Annotated in this window: 16 protein-coding genes; 4 read left to right on the top strand and 12 right to left on the bottom strand. The window is 28.6% G+C overall.

The window, feature by feature from the left end:
- Positions 1-9: 9 nt before the first annotated feature.
- From BTO18_RS17605 to drt3a, 3 genes are all read right to left on the bottom strand, one after another.
- Positions 10-153 (bottom strand): hypothetical protein, encoded by a 144-nt coding sequence (locus BTO18_RS17605; RefSeq protein ID WP_170063240.1) that lies wholly within the window; start codon positions 151-153, stop codon positions 10-12.
- A 143-nt stretch (positions 154-296) separates the two neighbouring features.
- Positions 297-2,624 (bottom strand): antiviral reverse transcriptase Drt3b, encoded by a 2,328-nt coding sequence (gene drt3b, locus BTO18_RS06375; RefSeq protein ID WP_105015429.1) that lies wholly within the window; start codon positions 2,622-2,624, stop codon positions 297-299.
- A 2-nt stretch (positions 2,625-2,626) separates the two neighbouring features.
- Complete coding sequence (gene drt3a, locus BTO18_RS06370) at positions 2,627-4,138, bottom strand: antiviral reverse transcriptase Drt3a (protein WP_105015428.1); 1,512 nt, start codon at positions 4,136-4,138, stop codon at positions 2,627-2,629.
- Positions 4,139-4,752: 614 nt separating this feature from the next.
- On the opposite strand from drt3a, the gene leuC reads away from it, so the two are divergent.
- The 4 genes from leuC to leuB all read left to right on the top strand — a co-directional run bounded on the left by leuC (position 4,753) and on the right by leuB (position 9,642).
- Positions 4,753-6,150 carry a 3-isopropylmalate dehydratase large subunit gene (gene leuC / locus BTO18_RS06365; RefSeq protein WP_105015427.1) on the top strand — a complete coding sequence of 466 codons (1,398 nt, stop codon included), beginning with the start codon at positions 4,753-4,755 and terminating at the stop codon, positions 6,148-6,150.
- Positions 6,151-6,242: 92 nt separating this feature from the next.
- Complete coding sequence (gene leuD / locus BTO18_RS06360; RefSeq protein ID WP_105015426.1) at positions 6,243-6,842, top strand: 3-isopropylmalate dehydratase small subunit; 600 nt, start codon at positions 6,243-6,245, stop codon at positions 6,840-6,842.
- A 124-nt stretch (positions 6,843-6,966) separates the two neighbouring features.
- Positions 6,967-8,487 carry a hydroxymethylglutaryl-CoA lyase-like TIM-barrel protein gene (locus BTO18_RS06355; protein WP_105015425.1) on the top strand — a complete coding sequence of 507 codons (1,521 nt, stop codon included), beginning with the start codon at positions 6,967-6,969 and terminating at the stop codon, positions 8,485-8,487.
- Positions 8,488-8,586: 99 nt separating this feature from the next.
- Positions 8,587-9,642, top strand: a complete 1,056-nt coding sequence (gene leuB / locus BTO18_RS06350; RefSeq protein ID WP_105015424.1) for a 3-isopropylmalate dehydrogenase — start codon at positions 8,587-8,589, stop codon at positions 9,640-9,642.
- A 73-nt stretch (positions 9,643-9,715) separates the two neighbouring features.
- Here leuB and BTO18_RS06345 read toward each other — a convergent pair whose 3' ends face one another.
- The 9 genes from BTO18_RS06345 to BTO18_RS06305 all read right to left on the bottom strand — a co-directional run bounded on the left by BTO18_RS06345 (position 9,716) and on the right by BTO18_RS06305 (position 22,667).
- Positions 9,716-10,471, bottom strand: coding sequence for an NYN domain-containing protein (locus tag BTO18_RS06345; protein WP_105015423.1), 756 nt, complete (start codon positions 10,469-10,471; stop codon positions 9,716-9,718).
- Positions 10,472-10,591: 120 nt separating this feature from the next.
- Positions 10,592-12,262 (bottom strand): ATP-binding protein, encoded by a 1,671-nt coding sequence (locus BTO18_RS06340; RefSeq protein WP_105015422.1) that lies wholly within the window; start codon positions 12,260-12,262, stop codon positions 10,592-10,594.
- An 11-nt stretch (positions 12,263-12,273) separates the two neighbouring features.
- Positions 12,274-13,947: a response regulator gene (locus BTO18_RS06335; protein ID WP_105015421.1), complete on the bottom strand. Its 1,674-nt coding sequence runs from the start codon at positions 13,945-13,947 to the stop codon at positions 12,274-12,276.
- A 37-nt stretch (positions 13,948-13,984) separates the two neighbouring features.
- Positions 13,985-15,703 carry a response regulator gene (locus BTO18_RS06330; protein WP_226789129.1) on the bottom strand — a complete coding sequence of 573 codons (1,719 nt, stop codon included), beginning with the start codon at positions 15,701-15,703 and terminating at the stop codon, positions 13,985-13,987.
- Positions 15,678-17,372: a response regulator gene (locus BTO18_RS06325; RefSeq protein WP_105015420.1), complete on the bottom strand. Its 1,695-nt coding sequence runs from the start codon at positions 17,370-17,372 to the stop codon at positions 15,678-15,680. Before BTO18_RS06325 ends, BTO18_RS06330 begins: the two co-directional genes overlap by 26 nt.
- Before the next feature lie 221 nt (positions 17,373-17,593).
- Entirely contained in the window at positions 17,594-18,523 is a 930-nt protein-coding gene (locus tag BTO18_RS06320) for a peptidylprolyl isomerase (RefSeq protein WP_105015419.1), read from the bottom strand.
- Positions 18,524-18,573: 50 nt separating this feature from the next.
- Positions 18,574-20,142, bottom strand: coding sequence for a hypothetical protein (locus BTO18_RS06315; protein WP_105017519.1), 1,569 nt, complete (start codon positions 20,140-20,142; stop codon positions 18,574-18,576).
- A gap of 4 nt (positions 20,143-20,146) precedes the next feature.
- Positions 20,147-21,739, bottom strand: a complete 1,593-nt coding sequence (locus BTO18_RS06310; RefSeq protein WP_105015418.1) for a peptide chain release factor 3 — start codon at positions 21,737-21,739, stop codon at positions 20,147-20,149.
- A 229-nt stretch (positions 21,740-21,968) separates the two neighbouring features.
- Positions 21,969-22,667 carry a peptidylprolyl isomerase gene (locus BTO18_RS06305; protein WP_105015417.1) on the bottom strand — a complete coding sequence of 233 codons (699 nt, stop codon included), beginning with the start codon at positions 22,665-22,667 and terminating at the stop codon, positions 21,969-21,971.
- Positions 22,668-22,680 lie beyond the last annotated feature (13 nt).

Genomic DNA, 22,680 nt, shown 5'->3' with positions numbered 1-22,680 from the left:
AAGCAATCTCTAGTTAATTTTATAAACTGTTTTATTCTTTTCTCCAGCTTTTATTAAAATATTTTGAGCAACACCTCTATTAGAAACTACAGAAAGATTTTTAAAATTTTTGGAAATATTTTTTATTTTGATACTATCGTTTGATAGTATCAAAGATAATGTAGTTTTAAAAAACAAAAAAATAAAAGTAGTCCCTGACTCAAACTACTTTCCTTAACTTTATATCCTCTGCTGTAGAGTAACATAAAAACCATTTGTGTGTGTTGTCATTGCTGACTGTCAGTTATGGTAATTTTTTAATATACTTCTTGGCTTCTTTTAGCTTGTAATTCCAAACCGAAATCAAAATCTGTCCATTTTGTGAACCAAAATTTTTCTTGTTCTATGAGTATTTTTTTATTTCCTTTAATATCTAATTCTTTCAAAAGTTTTATTTTATATGCATTTTTGTCAACTTTTTTTTCAAACCCAGTTTTAAAATTTAAAATAGAAGTAACTAAATTCTCTTCACATTGATAAATACTAGTATTTGATTTTTCATCTTTTGTTAGTTCTTCAGAGTATTTCCTGAAATTTTTAAGTAAACTATGATATAAATTTTTGTCAATTTTTTTTAATGGTTTGTAATCAGCAAATTTATCAATACTTTTCTTTAAACTATTTAAGTAATCATCTAAATTAAATGCTCTTGTAATTAATTTTTCATAAACTTCTTTAATGTTTGCAGTAAGTTCATTTTTTTCAATCCTATCGAGTTTAATTTCTAAATATGGACAACTTAAGATATCAAAAAATAAAAGTACTAATTCAGTGTCATCTTTCCAACCATTAATTTTTCCATTTTTAAATTTTTCTAAAATTATGTTTTTTAATTCCACTAAAATAGGTTGATAAATTTTTTTGTTTTTTATATAAAATAATAAGACTGTAATTGAAAAGTAGTTTAATTCTGAATTAAATTGAATAGTACTATTTTTTTCTAATGTTATATTAAAATATGAACATAAAACTTTAATATTTAATCTATATTCTCTACCTAGTTGACTTAAAGCTATGAGTAAATAGAGTGTTTCAATTTGTGTTTCTTTTTTACTTTTGTTTTTGTGCAGAATTAAGTTTATTTCATCAGATATTTTTTTTAAAATATTATGTTTATTATTAGCTGTAAATGGCTCTGTATATTTATTAGTTTTATTCTTCTTTAAAAAACTAGTAATTTTATCAATGATTAAACAAACTTTAATAGTAGAATTAACTTTTGGAGATACAGAATAAAGGAAAAATGTTACATCTAAAATTTCTAAAAAACCTTTTTCAAATTCTTTCTGAATTTTTATAGAAGTTTCATTATCAAATTTTTTATATTTTTTAATTAATCCTTCAATTTTGTTATCAAGAACAGCTAAAGTATAATTCATCACATCTATATACTCAATTTCAGATTCTTTAATAATTGATTTGAAACGTGTTATGACATTGTTAGAACTAAAGTACAAAATAGGCTCTGCAACTTCACTTTCAATAATATTATCTTTCTCTTTAAGTATTAAATGATTATTAAAGAGGTCATTAATTTTTTGTTTGGCAATACTTATTTCAGTAATAATTGGTTTATAGTATAATATTGATTTTTTGTCATTTAAATACATTTTATAAGCTTTCAGAGACAATTTGAATGTTTCTTTAATTCTTTCTATATCTGAATCTTTATTATAGAAAATAAAAAAATCATCAACATATCTAAATATTTCATAGTCAACTTTATGAATTAATTTTTTACCATCAATATCATTTTCTTTAAGTTTTTCAAAAATATCAATATCAATTTGTTGTAAAATTAATTCTGCAAATATTCTTGAAAATTCTGGACCAATAATTATTCCATTTGTTTCATTTGCATTTAAGTCTTGCATTAAAATGTCAAATTCTCCACCAAAAGTAGATTCCAATGAGTTAATATTTGTTTTAACAATATTTTTATTTAATAATGCCCAAGGAAGTGTATGCGTGTATATGCTATCGAAGCATTTTGTTACATCTATCTTAAGTAGTTTGTTATACTTTTTTTCACTTCTATGAAATTGATAGGATTCATAAAATTTATGAATATTACTGTATTTTCTGTAAGTAAAAAAAGATTTTAAATTTTCATATTCATTATCATCTTGTTCAATTTGAGAGTGTTGTAAGTCTTTGTCTTCATTCCTTTTATGAAGTATATCATTGTAAAACGTGAAGTTAGCGACTTTAGAAGGTTTTCTAATTGAAAAAGGACTTAATGAAGAATAGTAAATAATTAGATTTTTATATTTTTCATAAAAAGCTACCATTTTCCTTTGGCTAACAGTATGAATTATACTTAATTCTCTAAAATCATTTTGTTTATAAGTAATATTAAAATGAAATGGTTTAGTCTTGTTTTTAACTCCAAATAATATAGATTCAATTTCAGATTGAGCTTTATTGTGTTTACCTTTATATTTTTGATTAGATTCACTTTTTAAACTTTTTAATAAATATTTATAAAAATATCTATTAGAAAATGTAACTGGAGTTTCATAAGGTAAAACATCAGATAAAACAACTCGTTCTTTAGTATATGTGATAGGAATTTTTTTTCTCATTTTTATAAGCTTTTCCAAATTTTAACCATTTTTCCATTCTTGAAAGATTTAGGATTAAACCTTACTATATTTCTTGTTTTGAATCCGTTTTCAAATGAAAAAGTATTTAACTTTTCTAAAAGATTTTCGCTTGTTGTATTAGGTAAACTTAATATTTTATGCTTTAAATATTTATCTAATTCAATAAGATCTAATAAGGGGTTACTTAAAAATTGATTTGAAAAATAAACTCCTATAAATACGTTACTTTTTCTACTTTTTAATTTATGGTTATTAGTCAGAAACTTAATTCTTTTTAACAACATTCTTTCAGTAGCATTTTTTTGATTAGAATATTTAGTAATCATTATTAAATATTCTATAAAACTTTTGTCAATTTTGTTCTTATATCTTTGTAATTTGTTATCTGACATAAATACCTGAAGTTGTCCTTTAGTTATGAAACTTCTAATAGTAATACCATCTTTATTTTTTTCTTCATTCCTAAGGTATCTAATGTTAAATTTATAGCCTAAATATGTTAATTCGTAAGTTATTGCATTTTTTCTTTCTTTATTTTCTAATGTAAGTTTATAAGTAGTTGTTTTACTAATATTTATGTTTAGACTAGTTGTATTTAATAAAATATTTTTAATTTCATTTTTGTAAGACAAAATCTTCTTTATTTCTTTTCGATGATTAGGCGTAATTATTACGATGATATCATCAACATATCTAGTGTAATATGTTACGTTTCTTAAAGACTTAACTTTATTATCAAATCCTCTTAAATATAACTCTGCTAAATAAGCACTAAAACCAATACCTCTAGGGATTCCAACACGTTTATCTGTAATAGATTTTGTTCCATCTTGTATTAATATTTTCCAATACTGATTTAAAACACGTCTTATGATTTTTTTTGAATGATAACTCAATAAACTATTTTCTTCAATTTTGGATAAAAGCTCATTATGTGGAATAGATTCATAGAATTTTTCAATATCGGTTCTGATAATTATTTTAGGAAATCCATCATTGAGTAATATTCTTAACTGATCGATTATTACTTTACGGTTTGCTTGTTTAACTTTAAATGTTTTATAAATATTTCTCTGCAACTGTTTTGAGACTAAATAATTTTCAGGATTATGTTCAATCTCGTACAATTGACTTCCCCATTTTATTTGACCTTTTTTTATTTTCAATTTATAATCTTCTACATCTGTTTTTTTTGCTATCTCAATTAAAATATCTTCAAGTTCTTTTTCTCTAGTTGTTTTAAGATTATCTTTCTCTAGATTTAATTTATCTAATTTAGTGTAATCTCTTTCTTCAATTTTTTGAATTGATTTTACTTTATTAGACTCTTCCCTGATTTCTTTATTTTTTTCGATTATTAAATCTGAAACTTCTCTTGATTTTTTAAAAATATCTGAATCAAAAAAAACTTTATCTTCTAAATAACGTCCTTTTCTGTTTTCAACATCAAGAAGTATTCTAAAATTTTTTAATGAGAATGATTGATCTAACATTTTTTTAAAATTGATTATACATTTTAAATTAAATTCATTTTAGTCTTAAAAAGTTAATTATTTTAAGACTGTACGACAAGTATTTTAGAAATTCCTTCATAGCAAAAAAGAAGAATTATGTTTTAAATATACAAAAAACAAATGTTTCATCATTAGGTATTTATAACTAATTTATAAATATTAAATTTTAATGACCTATTTTAAAATTTTATAGAATGGCGAGTGCCCAAAGCTTGTCCTCAACTTGATTGGAGAACTAAATAGAAAGTAAAATTTCAGAAAAATAAAATCAGTCTAGATTTTTGTTGAAGCCTTTACTGAATCTGATTCAGTATTCATGAATGGAAAAGAAAGAGAGCATTAAAAAAGAGATTCTTCGACAAGCTCAGAATGACATTGTTAGTTTGTATTGTTTTTTTGGTAATAAAATCAATATCCTACAAAATCAATAGACATCGTATTTTGAAACAAGTTAAAATGCTGTTTGTCAATAATATAAATCATAATTTAAAGGTTGAAAATCATTGAGTAAAACGTTCAATCACGCCTAAAATCTCAAATAAAGTTTACTTTTGATAGCTGATACTTAATCATATCAATAAACAGCAAGAAAAATGGCAAAAACATTATTTGACAAAGTATGGGATTCGCACGTGGTACGTTCTGTAAAAGATGGGCCAGATGTGTTTTTTATAGACCGTCATTTTATCCACGAAGTTACAAGTCCTGTAGCCTTTTTAGGATTAGAAAGTAGAGGAAACAGTGTGGTATATCCAGAGCGTACATTCGCAACTGCAGATCATAACACACCAACTATAAATCAACATTTACCAGTGGCAGACCCATTGTCTGCAAATCAGTTAGATGCATTAGAAAATAATGCTGCTAAATATGGTATTTCGCACTGGGGTTTAGGAGATAAAAACAACGGAATTGTACACGTAGTAGGTCCAGAAAACGGAATTACGTTACCTGGAGCAACTATTGTTTGTGGAGATTCACATACATCAACCCATGGAGCTTTTGGTGCTATTGCATTCGGAATTGGAACAAGTGAAGTAGAAATGGTATTGTCTACACAATGTATTATGCAACCAAAACCAAAATCGATGCGTATTAACGTAAACGGAAAATTAGGTTTGGGAGTTACACCAAAAGATGTGGCTTTATATATTATTTCGCAACAAACAACTTCTGGAGCAACTGGATATTTTGTAGAATATGCAGGTGATGTTTTTGAAGATATGACTATGGAAGGACGAATGACAGTTTGTAATTTGTCTATAGAAATGGGCGCAAGAGGAGGTATGATTGCACCTGATGCAAAAACGTTCGAATATTTAAAAGGTCGTTCTCAAACGCCTAAAGGAGCAGATTGGGATAAGGCAATGACCTATTGGGAAACCTTATATACTGATGAAGGAGCAAGCTTTGATGCGGAATTTAATTATGATGCAGCAGATATTGAGCCAATGATTACATATGGTACAAATCCAGGAATGGGAATTGGTGTTACAAAATCGATTCCAAATGCAGAAGCTGTAGAAGGTGGAGTAGAGACGTACAAAAAATCATTAGGTTATATGTCTTTTAGCGAAGGTGATGCTATGATTGGTAAAGAAATCGACTTTGTTTTCCTAGGTTCTTGTACAAATGGACGTATTGAAGATTTTAGAGCATTTTGTTCTATTGTAGAAGGACGTAAAAAAGCAGATAACGTAACTGCTTGGTTAGTTCCAGGTTCACACAAAGTAGTAGATCAAATTAAAGCAGAAGGTTTAGATAAGATAATTGATAATGCAGGTTTTGTGTTAAGAGAACCAGGTTGTTCAGCGTGTTTGGCTATGAATGATGATAAAATTCCAGCAGGAAAATTATCGGTTTCCACATCAAACAGAAACTTTGAAGGAAGACAAGGTCCAGGATCAAGAACGTTATTAGCAAGTCCTTTAGTAGCAGCAGCATCTGCAGTAGAAGGGAAAGTAACAGATCCAAGAACTTTATTAGTATAAATAGCAATAAGCATAGGCTTTAAGCCTTAAGCAACTTATTAAATATAAAAATTGCTTACAGCATAGAGCTAAAAGCATAAAGCAAATTAAAAATGGCTTACGATAAATTTAATGTATTAACAAGTACAGCATATCCGTTACCAACAGAGAATGTAGATACAGATCAAATCATTCCTGCACGTTTCTTAAAAGCGACAGAGCGTAAAGATTTTGATATCAATTTTTTCCGTGATTGGAGATTCAATCAAGATGGAACACCAAAAGCAGATTTTCCTTTAAACAAAGAAATTTATGCAGGTTCTAAAATTTTAGTAGGAGGTAGAAACTTTGGTTCTGGTTCTTCTAGAGAGCACGCAGCTTGGTCTGTGTACGATTTTGGTTTACGCTGTGTAATTTCATCGGCATTTGCAGACATCTTTAAGAATAACTGTTTAAATGTTGGGGTTTTACCTGTACAGGTTTCACCACAATTTGCAGATACTTTATTTGCGGCAATTATGGCAGACCCAAAAACGGAGATAAAAGTTGATTTACCAAATCAAACAGTAACTTTAGTAGCAACAGGAGAATCTGAATCTTTTAAAATCAATTCATACAAAAAAGAAAACATGTTAAATGGTTTTGATGATATTGATTATTTAAAAAACATTGAAGGCGAAATCGCTGAATTCGCAACAACAAGACCTTTTTAGAAACTGTCATTGCGAATGAAATGAAGCAATCTTAATTAAATAAGAAGAGATTACTTCGTCTTAGCATCCTCGTAATGACAAAACAATGTCATTCCTTTGCAAAAGGGAATTCATAAACTAAAAAATGACCCAAAGAAAAATTGAAATAATGGATACTACACTTCGTGATGGAGAACAAACATCAGGAGTGTCGTTTTCAGTTTCTGAAAAATTAACAATTGCTAAATTATTACTTGAAGAATTAAAAGTAGATCGTTTAGAAATTGCTTCTGCAAGAGTTTCTGAAGGTGAATTACAAGCTGTACAAAAAATTACTTCTTGGGCTTTAGAAAACAATTTTTTAGATAAAATTGAAGTGTTAACTTTTGTTGATGGTGGAAAATCTATTGATTGGATGCTAGAAGCAGGAGCAAAAGTTCAGAATTTATTAACCAAAGGTTCTTTAAATCACTTAACACATCAACTTAAAAAAACACCAGCACAACATTTTGCTGATATCAAAGCCAATATTGAGTTAGCTGCAAAAAACAACATTAAAACCAATGTATATTTAGAAGATTGGTCTAATGGAATGCGAAACTCAAAAGACTATGTTTTTGAATATCTGGACTTTTTAACAACTCAAAAAGTAGAACGTATTTTATTGCCAGATACTTTAGGTGTTCTAACACATACAGAAACTGCTAATTTCATCCAAGAAGTTAGAGAAAGATATCCGAATACACATATCGATTTTCACGGACATAATGATTACGATTTAGGTGTGGCCAATGTTATGGAAGCTGTAAAAGCGGGTGTTAATGGTTTGCATTTAACCATAAATGGGATGGGTGAACGTGCAGGAAATGCACCAATGGCAAGTGTTATTGCAGTCATTAATGACTTTTTAATGGATGTAAAAGTTGATGTTAACGAAACAGCTTTAAACAAAGTTAGTAAGTTAGTAGAAACGTTTTCAGGATTTAGAATTCCCGTAAATAAACCTGTTGTTGGAGCAAATGTTTTTACACAAACAGCTGGGATTCATGCAGATGGAGATAATAAGAAGAATCTCTATTTTAACGATTTAATGCCAGAACGTTTTGGTAGAAAACGTAAATATGCACTAGGAAAAACATCAGGAAAAGCGAATATTCAAAAGAATTTACAAGATTTAGGTTTGAGTTTAAATGATGATGAACTCAAAAAAGTGACCCAACGAATTATTGAATTGGGAGACAAGAAAGAAGTCGTATCTCAAGAAGATTTGCCATATATCATTTCTGATGTTTTAGATAGTGATACCATAGAAAAACGTGTAGTTGTTGAAAACTATGTATTAGGTCACGCAAAAGGAATGAAGCCTTCAACTACCTTACAATTAAGAGTAGAAGGTGTTCAATATGAAGCGCACGCACAAGGTGATGGACAATTTGATGCTTTTATGAATGCATTGCGTAAATTGTACAAAACTCACAGTAAAAAAGATTTACCAGATTTAATCGATTATGGAGTTCGTATTCCTCCTGGAAGTCATTCTGATGCATTGTGTGAAACTATTATTACTTGGAAAAGAAAAGAAAAAGAATTTATTACACGTGGTTTAGATTCAGATCAAACAGTATCTGCAATTAAAGCCACAGAGAAAATGTTGAATATAATTTAGGCGTTGTCATTCCGAAGGAAGAATGACTGAAGGAATCTTTTTATTAATAAACAGATTGCTTTGTAAACTCGCAATGACATATTAAAAACAAACAACAAAATGAAATTAAACATAGCCTTATTAGCAGGAGATGGAATTGGTCCTGAAGTAATAGACCAAGCAGTAAAAGTATCTAATGCAATTGCAAAAAAGTTCAATCACGAAATTAATTGGAGACCTGCTTTAACAGGTGCTGCTGCTATTGATGCAGTTGGAGAACCTTATCCTGATGAAACACACGAAATTTGTGCTTCTTCTGATGCTGTTTTATTTGGCGCCATTGGACATCCACGTTTTGATAATGATCCTTCTGCAAAAGTTCGTCCAGAACAAGGCTTGTTAAAAATGCGTAAAAAATTAGGATTGTTTGCCAATGTTAGACCAACATTTACATTTCCTTCTTTGTTAGATAAATCTCCTTTAAAAAGAGAAAGAATAGAAGGAACTGATTTGGTTTTTTTACGTGAATTAACTGGAGGAATTTACTTTGGTGAAAAGGGTAGAAGAGAAGAAGGAGAAACTGCTTTTGACAATTGTGTATACACAAGAGCTGAAGTACAAAGATTAGCCAAAAAAGGTTTTGAATTGGCAATGACACGTGGCAAGAAATTATGTTGTGTAGATAAAGCCAATGTTTTAGAAACTTCACGTTTATGGAGAGAAACTGTACAAGCCATGGAAAAAGATTATCCAGAAGTTGAGGTTGCTTATGAGTTTGTAGATGCAGTAGCAATGCGTTTGGTTCAATGGCCAAATAGTTATGATGTTTTAATCACTGAAAATTTATTTGGAGACATTTTAACTGATGAAGCTTCAGTAATTTCTGGTTCTATGGGATTAATGCCAAGTGCTTCTTTAGGTGCTGATATTGGCTTATTTGAACCAATTCACGGTTCTTATCCACAAGCAACAGGATTAAATATTGCAAATCCTATGGCTACAGTTTTATCTGCAGCAATGATGTTTGAAAACTTTGGTTTACAAGCAGAAGGAAAAGCAATTAGAGATGCTGTAAATGAAGCCTTAAACAAAGGTATTGTTACAGAGGATTTAGCAGATGGAGGAAAAGCTTACGGAACTTCTGAAGTTGGAGATTGGTTAGCAGAAAATATCTAGTTTTTAGATTTTAAGTCTAAATACAAGTAAAAAAGCTCTCGAATTTCGAGAGCTTTTTTTGTGTTTGTAAATTTTATTTTATTTTTAAAAGTGGCTGAATTGAACCTCCAATTTCTTTTTTAATCACTTCAAACTTATCAATATTTTGAAAGAGTTTAGTCAGATTTTTAAAGCCATAACTTCTGGGGTCAAAACTTGGATCGATTTTTCTAATATTTAATCCTAAAGTTGATATAAAAGCAACATCATCTTCATTAGTAGAAATATCAAAAGCTTTATGAATTGTTTTCCAGTCGTCTTTAGAAATCCATACTTTTTCAGGAGTTACCTTTTTAGTAGGTTTGGTTTTACTTTTTTTGGTTATAGTTTCCTCTTCTTCCTCTTCCTCATCATTTTTTAAATTTTCTGTATACGTGAACACTTCACAAGATTTTACAAAAGCTTCTGGGGTTTTTTTCTCTCCAATTCCCATTACATATAAACCTTCTTCACGTATTCTTTTAGCCAAACCAGTATAATCGCTATCACTAGAAACAATACAGAAACCTTCAATATTTTTTCCGTGTAAAATATCCATAGCATCTATAATCATTGAGCTATCTGTTGAATTTTTTCCAGTTGTGTAGGCAAATTTTTGAATAGGACTAATTGAATGTTGATTGATAATGGCTTTCCAACTATTCATTTGTTGCGATGTCCAATCTCCGTAAATACGTCTAATGGTTGCTTTACCATATTTAGAAACTTCTTCTAATATTTCTTTAATAATTTTTGGTTGTGCATTATCACCATCAATAAGTACAGCTATATTGAATTTGTTTTCCATCAATTTCTTTTTTTTAAGTTCTTAAACTTATGAATTGCGAAGTTAATTGTTTTATGATAAAAGGGATGCTAAAAGGTTCAATTATAAAGCAAATACATTATCATTTTGATAAGAAATAGAATTTTAATTTTTAATAGCATTTTCAATTTGAGTTAATAGATCATCAGGATCAAAGGGTTTAAATATAAAACCATTCATTCCACTTGCGTTTATTTTATCTTTTACTTCCATAAAAACTGATGCAGAAAGAGCTAAAATTGGAATTTTTGAGTTAAATTTTCTAATTTCTAATGCTGCTGTATAGCCATCCATAATTGGCATTTGTATGTCCATTAAAATAATATCGTAAGTGTTTTCTGTTACCATATTTACAGCTTGTAAACCATCATTAGCAACATCAACAATTAAATTCTCTTTCTCTAAAATTTGTTTACCAACCATTACATTAATAAGATTGTCTTCCACCATTAGAACTTTGTTCTTATTAAATTTGTAATCTCTTTTTTCAATGGTTTTATGCATTTCTTTATCTGATGCAATTTTTAAATTGATAGTAAAATAAAAACGACTTCCTTTGCCTACTTCACTATCAATTTTTATATCGGATTTCATTGTTTCTATAATACTTTTTACAATAGGTAGCCCCAAACCTGTACCACCATATAAACGATTTGTAGTTGACGATGCTTGGGTAAACGCTTGCCAAATTGCTTCATGTTTATCTTTTGGGATGCCAATACCAGTATCTATTACTTCTGTGAGTAGTTTTATATGTGTTTTTGTTTCTTGTTGTTTTTTAATTTTTAAAGTTACACTGCCTTTATCAGTAAACTTTATAGCATTAGTTACCAAATTATTTATCACTTGATTAAAACGAACTATATCTAGCCACACTATGGGTATATTATCATCTATATAAAGATTCATTTTTACACCTTTTTTTAAGCAAGTAGCTTCGTGTATTTTTTTTATCTGTTTGGTAGCTATCGAAATATCTGTGGGTACTTCATCTAACTCAATTGTTGTAGATTGCATTTTACTAAAATCTAACACATTATTGAGTAGGTTTAATAATATTTTACCAGAATAATTAAGTGCATTAATATTTTCTATTTGATCCTTTCTAGGATTATTATCGCCCAAAATATGCGATAAACCAATAACAGCATTTAGAGGTGTTCTAATCTCATGACTCATAGTGCTTAAAAATTGAGATTTTGCATTTGAAGCTTCTATAGCTTCAAGTTTTTTTTGATGAATTTTTTCGTAATATTTTGCATTTAAAATACAGAAATACACAAGTTGAAAAAGCACCAAAGAAATACTACTTGCAATTGCCATTGGATAAATTACCTCTCTTGCTGTTATGGGATTTAGTTTTTTTGTTGCAAAAAGATTAAAGTCAGTTATAAATAAAAGCGCCCAAAGAAAAAGAGGTAGTAAAGTGAATAAGATAACATAAACTCTTTCTCTTCTAAAAGAAAATAGAATAAAAGGCAAACCAATATTAAATAAATAAACAAACTCAACACTACCAGATTTACCAACAAATGACGAAATAACAGCTAACCCAATATTACTTGTTAGCAGATAAATAATTCTGGCAGGTAGCAATTTTTTTTGAATGGCTAAATAAGATGCAAGTACATAAGCAAAAATATTTATAGCATTATAATTGCGTAGCCAAATAAAATCGTAATAATGAGAAACTATAGTACAAAGTATAGCAAAACCAATATTTACAAAAGTTAATGTAAATACAAGTCTAACTCGTCTTTTAGAAAAAGTTTCCATGATTAAATTTTCTATTTTTTACTTATAGTTTCATTGATTTGATTCAATAAATCTTGAGGCTCAAAAGGTTTAAAAATAAAACCATTCATTCCACATTCATTAATTTTATCTTTTACCTCCATAAATACTGATGCTGATAGTGCTAAAATTGGAATATTAGTGTTAAATTTTCTGATCTCTTTTGTTGCTGTATAACCATCCATAACAGGCATTTGAATATCCATTAATACAATATCATAATTATTTTCTTTTATTTTGTGTACTGCTTGTAAACCATCATTGGCAACATCTACTTTAAAATTTACTTTTTCTAGAATCTGTTTACCAACCATTACATTAATTAAGTTATCTTCTACAATCAGTAGTTTTTTACCATCAAAGTTATGTGACTTTTTAGTTTTTTCTTTTTTTAAGGCAACTGTTGATGCTATTTTTAATTGGAGTGTAAAATAAAATTTAGATCCTTTGTTAATATCACTTTCTATAAAAACATCAGAATTCATTGTATTTATAATGTTTTTAACTATGGGTAATCCTAAACCTGTACCTCCATATAACCTATTTGTAGAAGAAGAGGCTTGTGTAAAAGGTTCCCAAATAGTTTTTTGTTTATCTTTTGCAATACCAATACCTGTATCTGTTACTTCTGTTTTTAGCGTTATTTCTTTTTCTGTTTGATGCAGTTTTTCAATTTTTAAAGTTACGCTTCCTTTATCTGTAAATTTAATAGCATTGGTAACTAAATTATTGATAACTTGATTAAAACGTACAATATCTAATTTAACAGAAGGGATGTCATCATCAATAAACAAATTCATTTCAATGCCTTTTTTTAAACAAGAGTTTTCATGAATTTTTTTGATTTGTTTTGTAGCTAAAGATAAATCTGTTGGTATTTCATCAAGCTCAATTTTAGTTGACTGCATTTTACTAAAATCTAACACATTGTTGAGTAGATTTAATAAAATTTTACCAGAATAATTCAGTGCTTCTATATTTTCTATTTGATCTTGTTTAGGCTTATTGTCGCCTAAAATATGAGATAAACCAATAATTGCATTTAGTGGTGTTCTAATTTCATGACTCATAGTACTCAAAAACTTCGATTTTGCTGTTGATGCTTCTAAAGCTTCATCTTTATTATAATGAATATTTGAAAAATGTTGAGCATTCTGATAAGAAAAATAAATTAACTGAAAAGTTACTAAACATAATGTAGCAACAATTGAAATAGGATAAATAGTTCTACTAGCTATATTTTGATCAATTTTAAAATCTGTGATTAGGTTAAAATCTGTTACGTATAATAAAATCCAAAATAGAATAGAGAAAAGGGATAGTGAAAAAATATAATGTTTTTCTCTTTTAAAAGAGAATGTTAAAAAAGGTAAAGCTAGTGCATACATTAACATAAATTCGACTCCACCTTCTTGACCAATATAAGATGCAGTTGTAATTATGCCTGTATTTAATGTAATAAAATAAAGAAATCTTGAAATTCTTAAATTACCTTTTTTTGCAAGAAAAATAATAGCTAGGTAAACTAGTGAAGAAATAATATGAAAGTAAATTAAATCTTGAATTTCTAAAAAATAAGCAATAATAGCACAAGATAACGCAATAAAAAAAGTGATGGTTGTAATTGCGGATATTATACGAATACGTCTAGGGGAAAATTCTGACATTTTTTGATTGCTATTTCCTAAATATACTAAAAAATAATTATTTGTTTAAGGTAAACTTTTCTATTTGATTCAGTAAATCATCAACATCAAAAGGTTTAAAAATAAAACCATTCATACCACTTTCTATAATCTTATTTTTTACCTCCATAAAAACAGAGGCTGATAGTGCTAAAATTGGAATATACTTATTAAATTTTCGTATTTCTTTTGATGCTTTATAACCATCCATAACAGGCATTTGAATATCCATAAGTATAATATCATAATAATTTTCTTTTACCATATTTACAGCTTCTAATCCATCATAAGCAACAGCTACATCTAGTTTTACTTTTTCTAAAATCTGCTTACAAACCATTACATTAATTTGGTTATCTTCTACCAATAATACTTTTTTACCTTTAAAATTATATTCTTTTTTGTATTCGGTTTCACGTAAATCTTCTAGAGTAGCAATTTTTAGTTCAATGTTAAAATAAAAACGGCTTCCTTTGTTGGGTTTACTATCTATATGTATATCAGAATCCATTGCTTCAACAATATTCTTTACAATAGGTAATCCTAAACCAGTACCACCATATAAACGGTTTGTAGTGCTTGATGCTTGAGTAAAGGCTTCCCAAATTGTATCTTGTTTGTCTTCAGGAATTCCAATGCCAGTATCAATAATTTCGGTTAATAGTACTACTTTTTCATCTTTTAGATTAATTTTTCTTATTCTTAAAGTTACACTTCCTTTTTTTGTAAATTTAATTGCATTAGAAACTAAATTATTTATCACTTGGTTAAAACGTACAATATCTAGCCAAACCATAGGAATATCTTCATCAATCTCTAAATTCATTGTAATACCTTTTTGGAAACAACTGGCTTCGTGTATTTTTTTTATCTGTTTTATGGCTTTAGATAAATCTGTAGGAATTTCATCTAAATCAATTTTTGAAGATTGCATTTTGCTAAAATCAAGTACATTGTTTAAAAGGTTTAGTAATATTTTACCTGAATAATTTAATGCTTCAATATTTTGAACTTGATCTTTTCTAGGATTATCATTTCCTAAAATATGAGACAACCCAATTACTGCATTTAGCGGGGTTCTAATTTCATGACTCATTGTACTTAAAAAGTACGATTTGGCATCAGAGGCATTAATTGCTTCCTCTTTTGTATGATGTGCATCTTGGTTTAAACGTGCATTTATGTAGGAATAATAAATTAATTGAAATACTACTAAAAGCAGTGTAGTTGTTATAGAGATATGATAAACAATATTGCTAATATATAAAGAGTTATGGATGTCAAGATCTATAATAGGTCTAAATTTTGTAAAATAAAGCAACAACCAAAATAAAAATGGAAGTGAGCAGAATATAATAATTTTACATAGTTCTCTACTAAAAGAAAAGAAAGCAAAGGGCAAGCCAATTGCAAAAATAAAGAAGAAATCTACACTAGCTTCTTTACCTAAAAGGGATGATAAAAATGTAATTAATAGATTAAACATCACTAAAAAAATTACTCTAGCTTTTTGTGCCATTTCGTTTTTAGATAGTATAGTTGTAGTTAAAAATACAATAGAACTAAAAAGTATAAAGTAACTTACTTCTGCATTACCGAAAATAGTAACTAATATAAAGCTCAAAAAAGTGGTAACAAAACTAACCAAAGAAGTAAGGTAAATTACCTTAATTCTCCTTTCTGCAAACTTTCTTCTATTATTTTCTGACATTTTATGAGTTACTTGTATATTTTTCAATTTGGTTTATTAAATCTTCAGGGGTAAAAGGTTTAAAAATAAAACCATCCATTCCACATTCTTCAATTTTATCTTTTATTTCGATAAAAACATTTGCAGATAGTGCAAGTACAGGCATTTTAGTATTAAATTTTCTAATCTCTTTAGTGGCTGTATAGCCATCCATAACTGGCATTTGTATGTCCATTAAAACGATATCAAATTCATTTTCTTTACATTTGTTTAGAGCAGATAAACCGTCATTTGCAACATTAACAAGAATTTTTTCCTTTTCTAAAATTTGTTTACCAACCATAACATTAATAAGGTTGTCATCTACTAAAAGCACTTTTTTATTAGCTAAATTGTGTTCTTTTTTTTCAGTAATTAATATTTCTTCTTTCTTATCATCAGCTTTTTTGAGTTCTAAATCAAAAGAAAAAGTACTTCCTTTTCCATATTCACTTTCTATTTTTACTTTAGAATGCATTACTTCTAAAATGCTCTTAACAATGGGTAATCCTAAACCAGTACCTCCATAAATGCGATTTGTGGTGTTTGAAGCTTGTTCAAAAGCTTTCCATATTGTTTTCTGCTTATTTTTCGGAATACCAATACCTGTGTCTTTTACAGCTAAATGTAAAGTAACTTTTTCTTCAGTTTCCTTCATTTTTTTTATAATTAAAGTAACTGTACCATCATCAGTAAATTTTATGGCATTTGAAATTAGATTATTTATTACTTGATTAAAACGTACAACATCTAACCAAACAAAAGGGATACTTTCATCAATATCTATTTCAAGAATTGTGTTTCTTCGTTTACAAGCGTTTTTATGTATTTTCTGAATTTGTTTTACAGTTGATATAATATTTGTAGGAATATTATCTAGTTCAATATTTGTAGATTGCATTTTACTGAAATCTAGTACATTATTTAATAAATTTAAAAGAGTTTTACCTGAATAATTTAAGGCTTCAATATTTTCTATTTGATCTTTTCTAGGGTCATTATTCCCTAGAATGTGTGATAAACCTATTACTGCATTTAAAGGAGTTCTAATTTCATGACTCATTGTGCTTAAAAACTTCGATTTTGCTAATGATGCTTCTAAAGCTTTTTGTTTTTTAAGGTGAATTTGTTTGTAGTACTTTAAGCTTAAAACTGAAAAATAATACAATTGAACAGCAACAATACCGAAAGTGCAAAAAATTGAAATTGGATAAATATAGGTTTCTGCAACAGAAATATCTATAGGAGTACTTGTAAACAATTTAAAATCTGTAATTGCTAAAATAATCCAAAGTAAACCAGATAAACAAGAGAAGAAATACACATATATTTTTTCTCTTTTAAAAGAGAAAACAGAAAAAGGCAATGCCAAAGAATATACAAACATATATTCTACTGCACCAGCCCTACCTATATAGGATGCTGTTGACACTATTCCAAGATTTAAAAGAATAAAAAAGATTAATCTAGAAACATATATATTACCTTTTTTAGAAATATATGCACAGTAGAAATAAATAAAAACTGTTACTAAATGATAAAGAGCAAAAGTTGTAAGCCCTAACAATAATCCGATGAAAAAACAGATAAAAGCCAAACCAGCAGTTAATAAACAAATGGTGTACATTAGTTTATATATTCTCTCTGATGAACTTTTTTTAATTTTATCCTTTGGCATAAATTATATAATTAAAAATATCCCAAAAAATAAATAAAACTCTGTGGGGGGATAGATTTTTATTTCTTAATAAACTACAACTAATTTGTAGAGATTAAAATATATGAGCAAGATACTAAATATACTGTAAATCAAACTTTAAAATTTTGATAAAATTTATTATAAGAAAAAAAACCTTCTGAATATTCAGAAGGTTCTTATAATAAATAAAAAATGTTCTTTTAGTTAACGCCCATTAATTCTACATCAAAAATTAATGTTGAATTAGGAGGTATTACTCCACCTGCACCACGTTCTCCATAAGCTAAATCAGAAGGAATTACCAAACGTGCTTTGTCACCAACTTGTAATAATTGAATACCCTCATCCCAACCAGATATTACTTGACCAACACCAACATTAAAATCTAGCGGTTTTTTTCTTTTGTATGACGAGTCAAACACAGTACCATCTAATAATTGCCCCTTATAATGTACAGACACTTTAGCGCCTTTTGTTGCTTGTTTTCCACCACCTTTTTGTAGAACTTTGTAACGTAAACCACTTTCAGTTTCATCATAACCTGAAGCAACAGAATCTAATAATGCTGCTTGTTTCGCTTTTTCTTCTGCTTCACGTTTTTCTCTAGAGCCTTCAAAAGTTCTAAAAACTTCAACAGCATTAAAACTCTCTGCATCAGCACCTACTCTAATAATTTCAACTTCCATAGTATTACCTTGTGCAACAGCATCAACTACATCTTGCCCTTCAATAACAGAACCAAAAACGGTATGTTTACCATCTAACCAAGGAGTAGGGACGTGAGTAATATAAAATTGACTACCATTAGTAGCAGGTCCAGAATTTGCCATAGCTAATTTTCCTGGAGCATCATGTTTTAAATCAGGATGAAATTCATCATCGAACTTATAACCAGGGTTGCCAGTTCCTGTTCCAAGAGGACATCCACCTTGAATCATAAAATCTGGGATTACTCTATGAAATTTTAATCCATCATAATATGGAGTTCCTTGATCTTTTGCTGAATTTTCTAAATTACCTTCTGCTAATGATACAAAATTACCAACTGTTCCTGGTGCTTTTTCGTGTTCTAATTGAACTAAAATATTACCTTTTGATGTTTTGAATTTTGCGTAAATTCCGTTATTCATATTATTCTAATTTATTAATTATAAAGATTCTGAAACAAGTTCAGAATATGTTATTTTTTTGCATTTAAAATGGATAATCCATAAGATAATCCAACATTTATATTTGACGAGTTTACATTGCCAAATGGAGACCACATTTGTCCTCCAGAAAGGTTAAAAGATAAATCATCATTTACATGATAATTAATACCAACAGTTGGTCTTATTAAAATTCCCTCACCAGAATCTACTCTTCCACCACCAGCTACACCAGCACTTGCTTCTAAAAATGCAGAAAATTTATCATTTAAAAAGGTATTACTCTTAATACCAAACCCAAAAACACCATGTGCGTAACCTCCAGATTTACCTAAATAGGCAAATGAAGCTTCACCAGCTAAATAAAAACGTTTATTAATATCATATAAAATTTTGATAGCAATCATCTGTAAATCACTATTAGGAATACCGAATTTAGCCACATCATAATAAGTTTGGTTTTGAACCCCAATTTGTATTCCTTGTGTTTTAATTTTTGTAGCTTTTTCGTTAGTAAAAGGATCTTTTGTACCACCACTTAAACCATAATGTTTTAAACTAAAGCCAGCAGTATATGCTTGAAAACTAGCAATGCCTCCTACAGATCTGTGATAACCTGCATGTAAACTTAAACCAAATTTTTCTGTTAATCTGATGTCTGCACCAATATTAGGATAAGCAGTTAAACCACCTTCAGGGAAAATTCTACCTCCAGCTGCTCCAATTCCCATTTTTGCAAAGAAGTTTACATATTTAGTTTCGATAAAATTTTTACCTACTCCAAAAAACATATCCATAAAACCAGCAGTTAAGCCTCCATACATGGCATCTACATGAGCATAGATAAACGTATTATCTGTTAAATAGCGTTGATATTCGAAACCTAAAATAGAAAGTACTCTATCTATTTGTTGGTATTGAGGGTTAGTACTTGCATCTGTTCTTGAGTTACCAAAAGGAAAAAAGTAATCAAAAGTGATTTGTTGTACACTTTTTACGGCTGGTTTTTTCCAAAAACTATCTTTAGAATCATTATTTGCTACATAGGTTTTCTGTGCATTTGCATAAGAACTTGTTCTAACTGTTGTTGGTATTTCTAAAAAAAAAGAAAAATTATCATCTCTCTGAATTTTTGTAAAAAAGTTTACATAACCATATTGAATTCCAAAAGAAAAACCTTTTGTTTTGTATTGTAAACCAGCATTAGGGTATAAAATACCACCACCACCAACTAAACTTCTGTAACCACCACCACCACCAAAATGGATGTTAGCATCAAAATATAAATTTTTATATATAGGTAAATTAACACCAAGATTTACTCCTAATGTAAATAACCCTCCTTGGTCTCCTGTAATAGCAGTATGAAAACCAGCACCTGTGTACAACCAGTTATTTAATGGGATATTATAGTTTAAGCCAATAAAACCCATAGTTGGTTGTAAAGCGTAGTTTACTTTTTCATCTGGTTGATCTATTAAAATATAATTTAAACGAATTGTATTATGTAATTCTTTTCCTTGTAAATCATCTAAAGTAAGTTCTTGAGAAAAACTTTGAAAACTTATTGTTGCTATAATAAAGAATACTATTTTTCTCATTTTGTTAATCTTTAAATTCACTCGTAAAATGTAATTTTACTGAAGGATATTTACTTTGTGTCATCTGAATGGTAAACGCCGAATCTGCTAAAAAAACCAACTGACCTTGTTTGTCTTTTGCCAAATAGCGTTGTTTTACTCTTTTAAATTCTTTGAATTCTTCATTTTTAGGATCTTCAGGTTCTACCCAACAAGCTTTGTGCACACTTAAATTTTCATAAGTACATTTTGCACCATATTCATGTTCTAATCTATATTGAATTACTTCATATTGTAAAGCACCAACAGTACCAATTACTCTACGACCATTCATTTCTAAAGTAAATAATTGAGCCACACCTTCATCCATTAATTGATCTAAACCTTTGTATAATTGTTTAGATTTCATTGGGTCTGCATTGTTTACATATCTAAAATGTTCTGGAGAAAAACTCGGTATTCCTTTGAAATTTAATTTTTCACCTTCAGTTAACGTATCACCAATTTTAAAGTTTCCAGTATCATGCAAGCCTACAATATCTCCAGGATAAGAAGCATCTACGATTTCTTTTTTTTCTGCAAAAAAAGCATTTGGGCTAGAAAATTTTACTTTTTTACCATTTCTAACATGCAAATAGGGAGCATTTCTTTTAAAAGTCCCAGATACAATCTTTACAAAAGCTAATCTATCTCTGTGTTTAGGATCCATATTTGCATGAATTTTAAACACAAATCCTGTTAATTTTTCTTCTTTGGAATCAACTAAACGTTCTTCGGCTTTTTTTGGTTGAGGTGAAGGAGCAATTTCTATAAAAGCATCTAATAATTCTTTAACTCCAAAATTATTTAATGCAGATCCAAAAAATACAGGTTGTAATTTTCCTTCTAAATATTCTTCTTGATTGAATGCAGGGTATACTTCATCAATTAATTCAATTTCTTCACGTAAAGTTGTAGCTGCTTTTTCTCCAACTACTTTATCCAATTCAGGGTTTGACAAATCATCAAATTCTACACCTTCAGATATTCCAGTTTTATTATCACCAGAAAAAAGATTTAATTTCTTTTCCCAAATATTATAAATTCCTTTAAAATCGTAGCCCATTCCAATAGGGAAACTCATTGGTGTTACTCGTAAACCTAGTTTTTGCTCAACTTCGTCTAATAAATCAAAAGCATCTTTACCTTCTCTATCTAACTTGTTAATAAAAACCAGTATTGGTATGTTTCGCATTCTACAAACCTCAACCAATTTTTCAGTTTGTGGTTCAACACCTTTAGCAACATCAATTACAACAATAACACTATCTACAGCAGTTAAAGTTCTAAACGTATCTTCAGCAAAATCTTTGTGACCAGGTGTATCTAGAATGTTTATTTTTTTATTTTGATAGATGAATGCTAGTACAGAAGTTGCTACAGAAATACCTCTTTGACGCTCAATTTCCATAAAATCTGAAGTAGCACCTTTTTTGATTTTATTGTTTTTTACTGCACCAGCTTCTTGTATGGCACCACCAAACAATAATAATTTTTCTGTTAAAGTAGTTTTACCTGCATCTGGATGCGAAATGATACCAAATGTTCTTCTACGTGCTATTTCTTCTAAAAAACTCATTTACAAAAATTGAGGTGCAAATATAGGTTTTATTCTATTAAATTTCGCAAGGGTTCTCTGTGAGATAGTGGTTATTAGATTTGAAAAAAAATGACATAGATTTTAAAGATTTTGATTGGTATAAATTTTAAAATACGAATTCACGAATTAAAAAAAGGTAATTTAAAAAGACATATAAATTTGCTCAACTTTCCCTTTTTTGGAAAGTACCTGAAATGCAAAGGGGCTTTTAATCCAAAACTTCAATCGTCATTTGTATATCATTGATTGGCCATTCATCAACACCAACTTTTACTCTAGAAATTTTATCCATCGTATCAAAACCGCTAACAACCTCACCAAAAACGGTATGTTCATTATCTAGATGATGTGCTCCATTTCTTTTGTGTACCATATAAAATTCAAAAGGGCTTGATAATTTATTTGGATTTTTTTCCCATTGTCTAGCAGCTGCTAATGCACCATATTTATGTTTTCTATGTTTTCTAAATTCTGGTTTCATTAGATAATTACCATACTTTCTACGTTGTTTTTGAGTGTACATATTATCTGAATTGCCACCTTGTATTACAAAGTTTTTGGCAACTCTATAAATTACTGTTGTATTAAAATATTTAATTTTTGTAAGAAATATAAAATTTGCTCTATGGACAGGTACATCTTTATATAATCGTAATTTTATATTGCCAAATTTGGTTTTAATAATAACTTTTGTTTCTTGATTTTGCTTACCATATTCTGTTAGAAAAGCTTCGACATTTTTACTATTTAAACTATCCCAAGATTTTACTACTTTTTTTATTTCTTTTTCTTTGATATTTTTTTTAGGGGTAACTATATCATCTTTTTTAGTGGTTTTTCTCTCTTCTTTGCATTGATAGAAAGCTATAATTGCTATCCAAAAAAATATTTTGAGAAAATTTTTCACGTGTAATTATCAG

This window comes from Polaribacter porphyrae, from assembly GCF_002954685.1.
GTDB classification, from domain to species: domain Bacteria; phylum Bacteroidota; class Bacteroidia; order Flavobacteriales; family Flavobacteriaceae; genus Polaribacter; species Polaribacter porphyrae.
The sequence above is the reverse complement of the archived record's forward strand: the minus strand, read 5'-3'. Positions and strand labels throughout refer to the sequence as shown.

What these genes read in the sequence shown, in the direction of transcription:
- drt3b (WP_105015429.1), bottom strand. Translation starts at nt 2,624, where the DNA reads ATGAGAAAAAAAATTCCTATCACATATACTAAAGAACGAGTTGTTTTA.
- drt3a (WP_105015428.1), bottom strand. Translation starts at nt 4,138, where the DNA reads ATGTTAGATCAATCATTCTCATTAAAAAATTTTAGAATACTTCTTGAT.
- leuC (WP_105015427.1), top strand. Translation starts at nt 4,753, where the DNA reads ATGGCAAAAACATTATTTGACAAAGTATGGGATTCGCACGTGGTACGT.
- leuD (WP_105015426.1), top strand. Translation starts at nt 6,243, where the DNA reads ATGGCTTACGATAAATTTAATGTATTAACAAGTACAGCATATCCGTTA.
- BTO18_RS06355 (WP_105015425.1), top strand. Translation starts at nt 6,967, where the DNA reads ATGACCCAAAGAAAAATTGAAATAATGGATACTACACTTCGTGATGGA.
- leuB (WP_105015424.1), top strand. Translation starts at nt 8,587, where the DNA reads ATGAAATTAAACATAGCCTTATTAGCAGGAGATGGAATTGGTCCTGAA.
- BTO18_RS06340 (WP_105015422.1), bottom strand. Translation starts at nt 12,262, where the DNA reads ATGGAAACTTTTTCTAAAAGACGAGTTAGACTTGTATTTACATTAACT.
- BTO18_RS06335 (WP_105015421.1), bottom strand. Translation starts at nt 13,947, where the DNA reads ATGTCAGAATTTTCCCCTAGACGTATTCGTATAATATCCGCAATTACA.
- BTO18_RS06325 (WP_105015420.1), bottom strand. Translation starts at nt 17,372, where the DNA reads ATGCCAAAGGATAAAATTAAAAAAAGTTCATCAGAGAGAATATATAAA.
- BTO18_RS06320 (WP_105015419.1), bottom strand. Translation starts at nt 18,523, where the DNA reads ATGAATAACGGAATTTACGCAAAATTCAAAACATCAAAAGGTAATATT.
- BTO18_RS06315 (WP_105017519.1), bottom strand. Translation starts at nt 20,142, where the DNA reads ATGAGAAAAATAGTATTCTTTATTATAGCAACAATAAGTTTTCAAAGT.
- BTO18_RS06310 (WP_105015418.1), bottom strand. Translation starts at nt 21,739, where the DNA reads ATGAGTTTTTTAGAAGAAATAGCACGTAGAAGAACATTTGGTATCATT.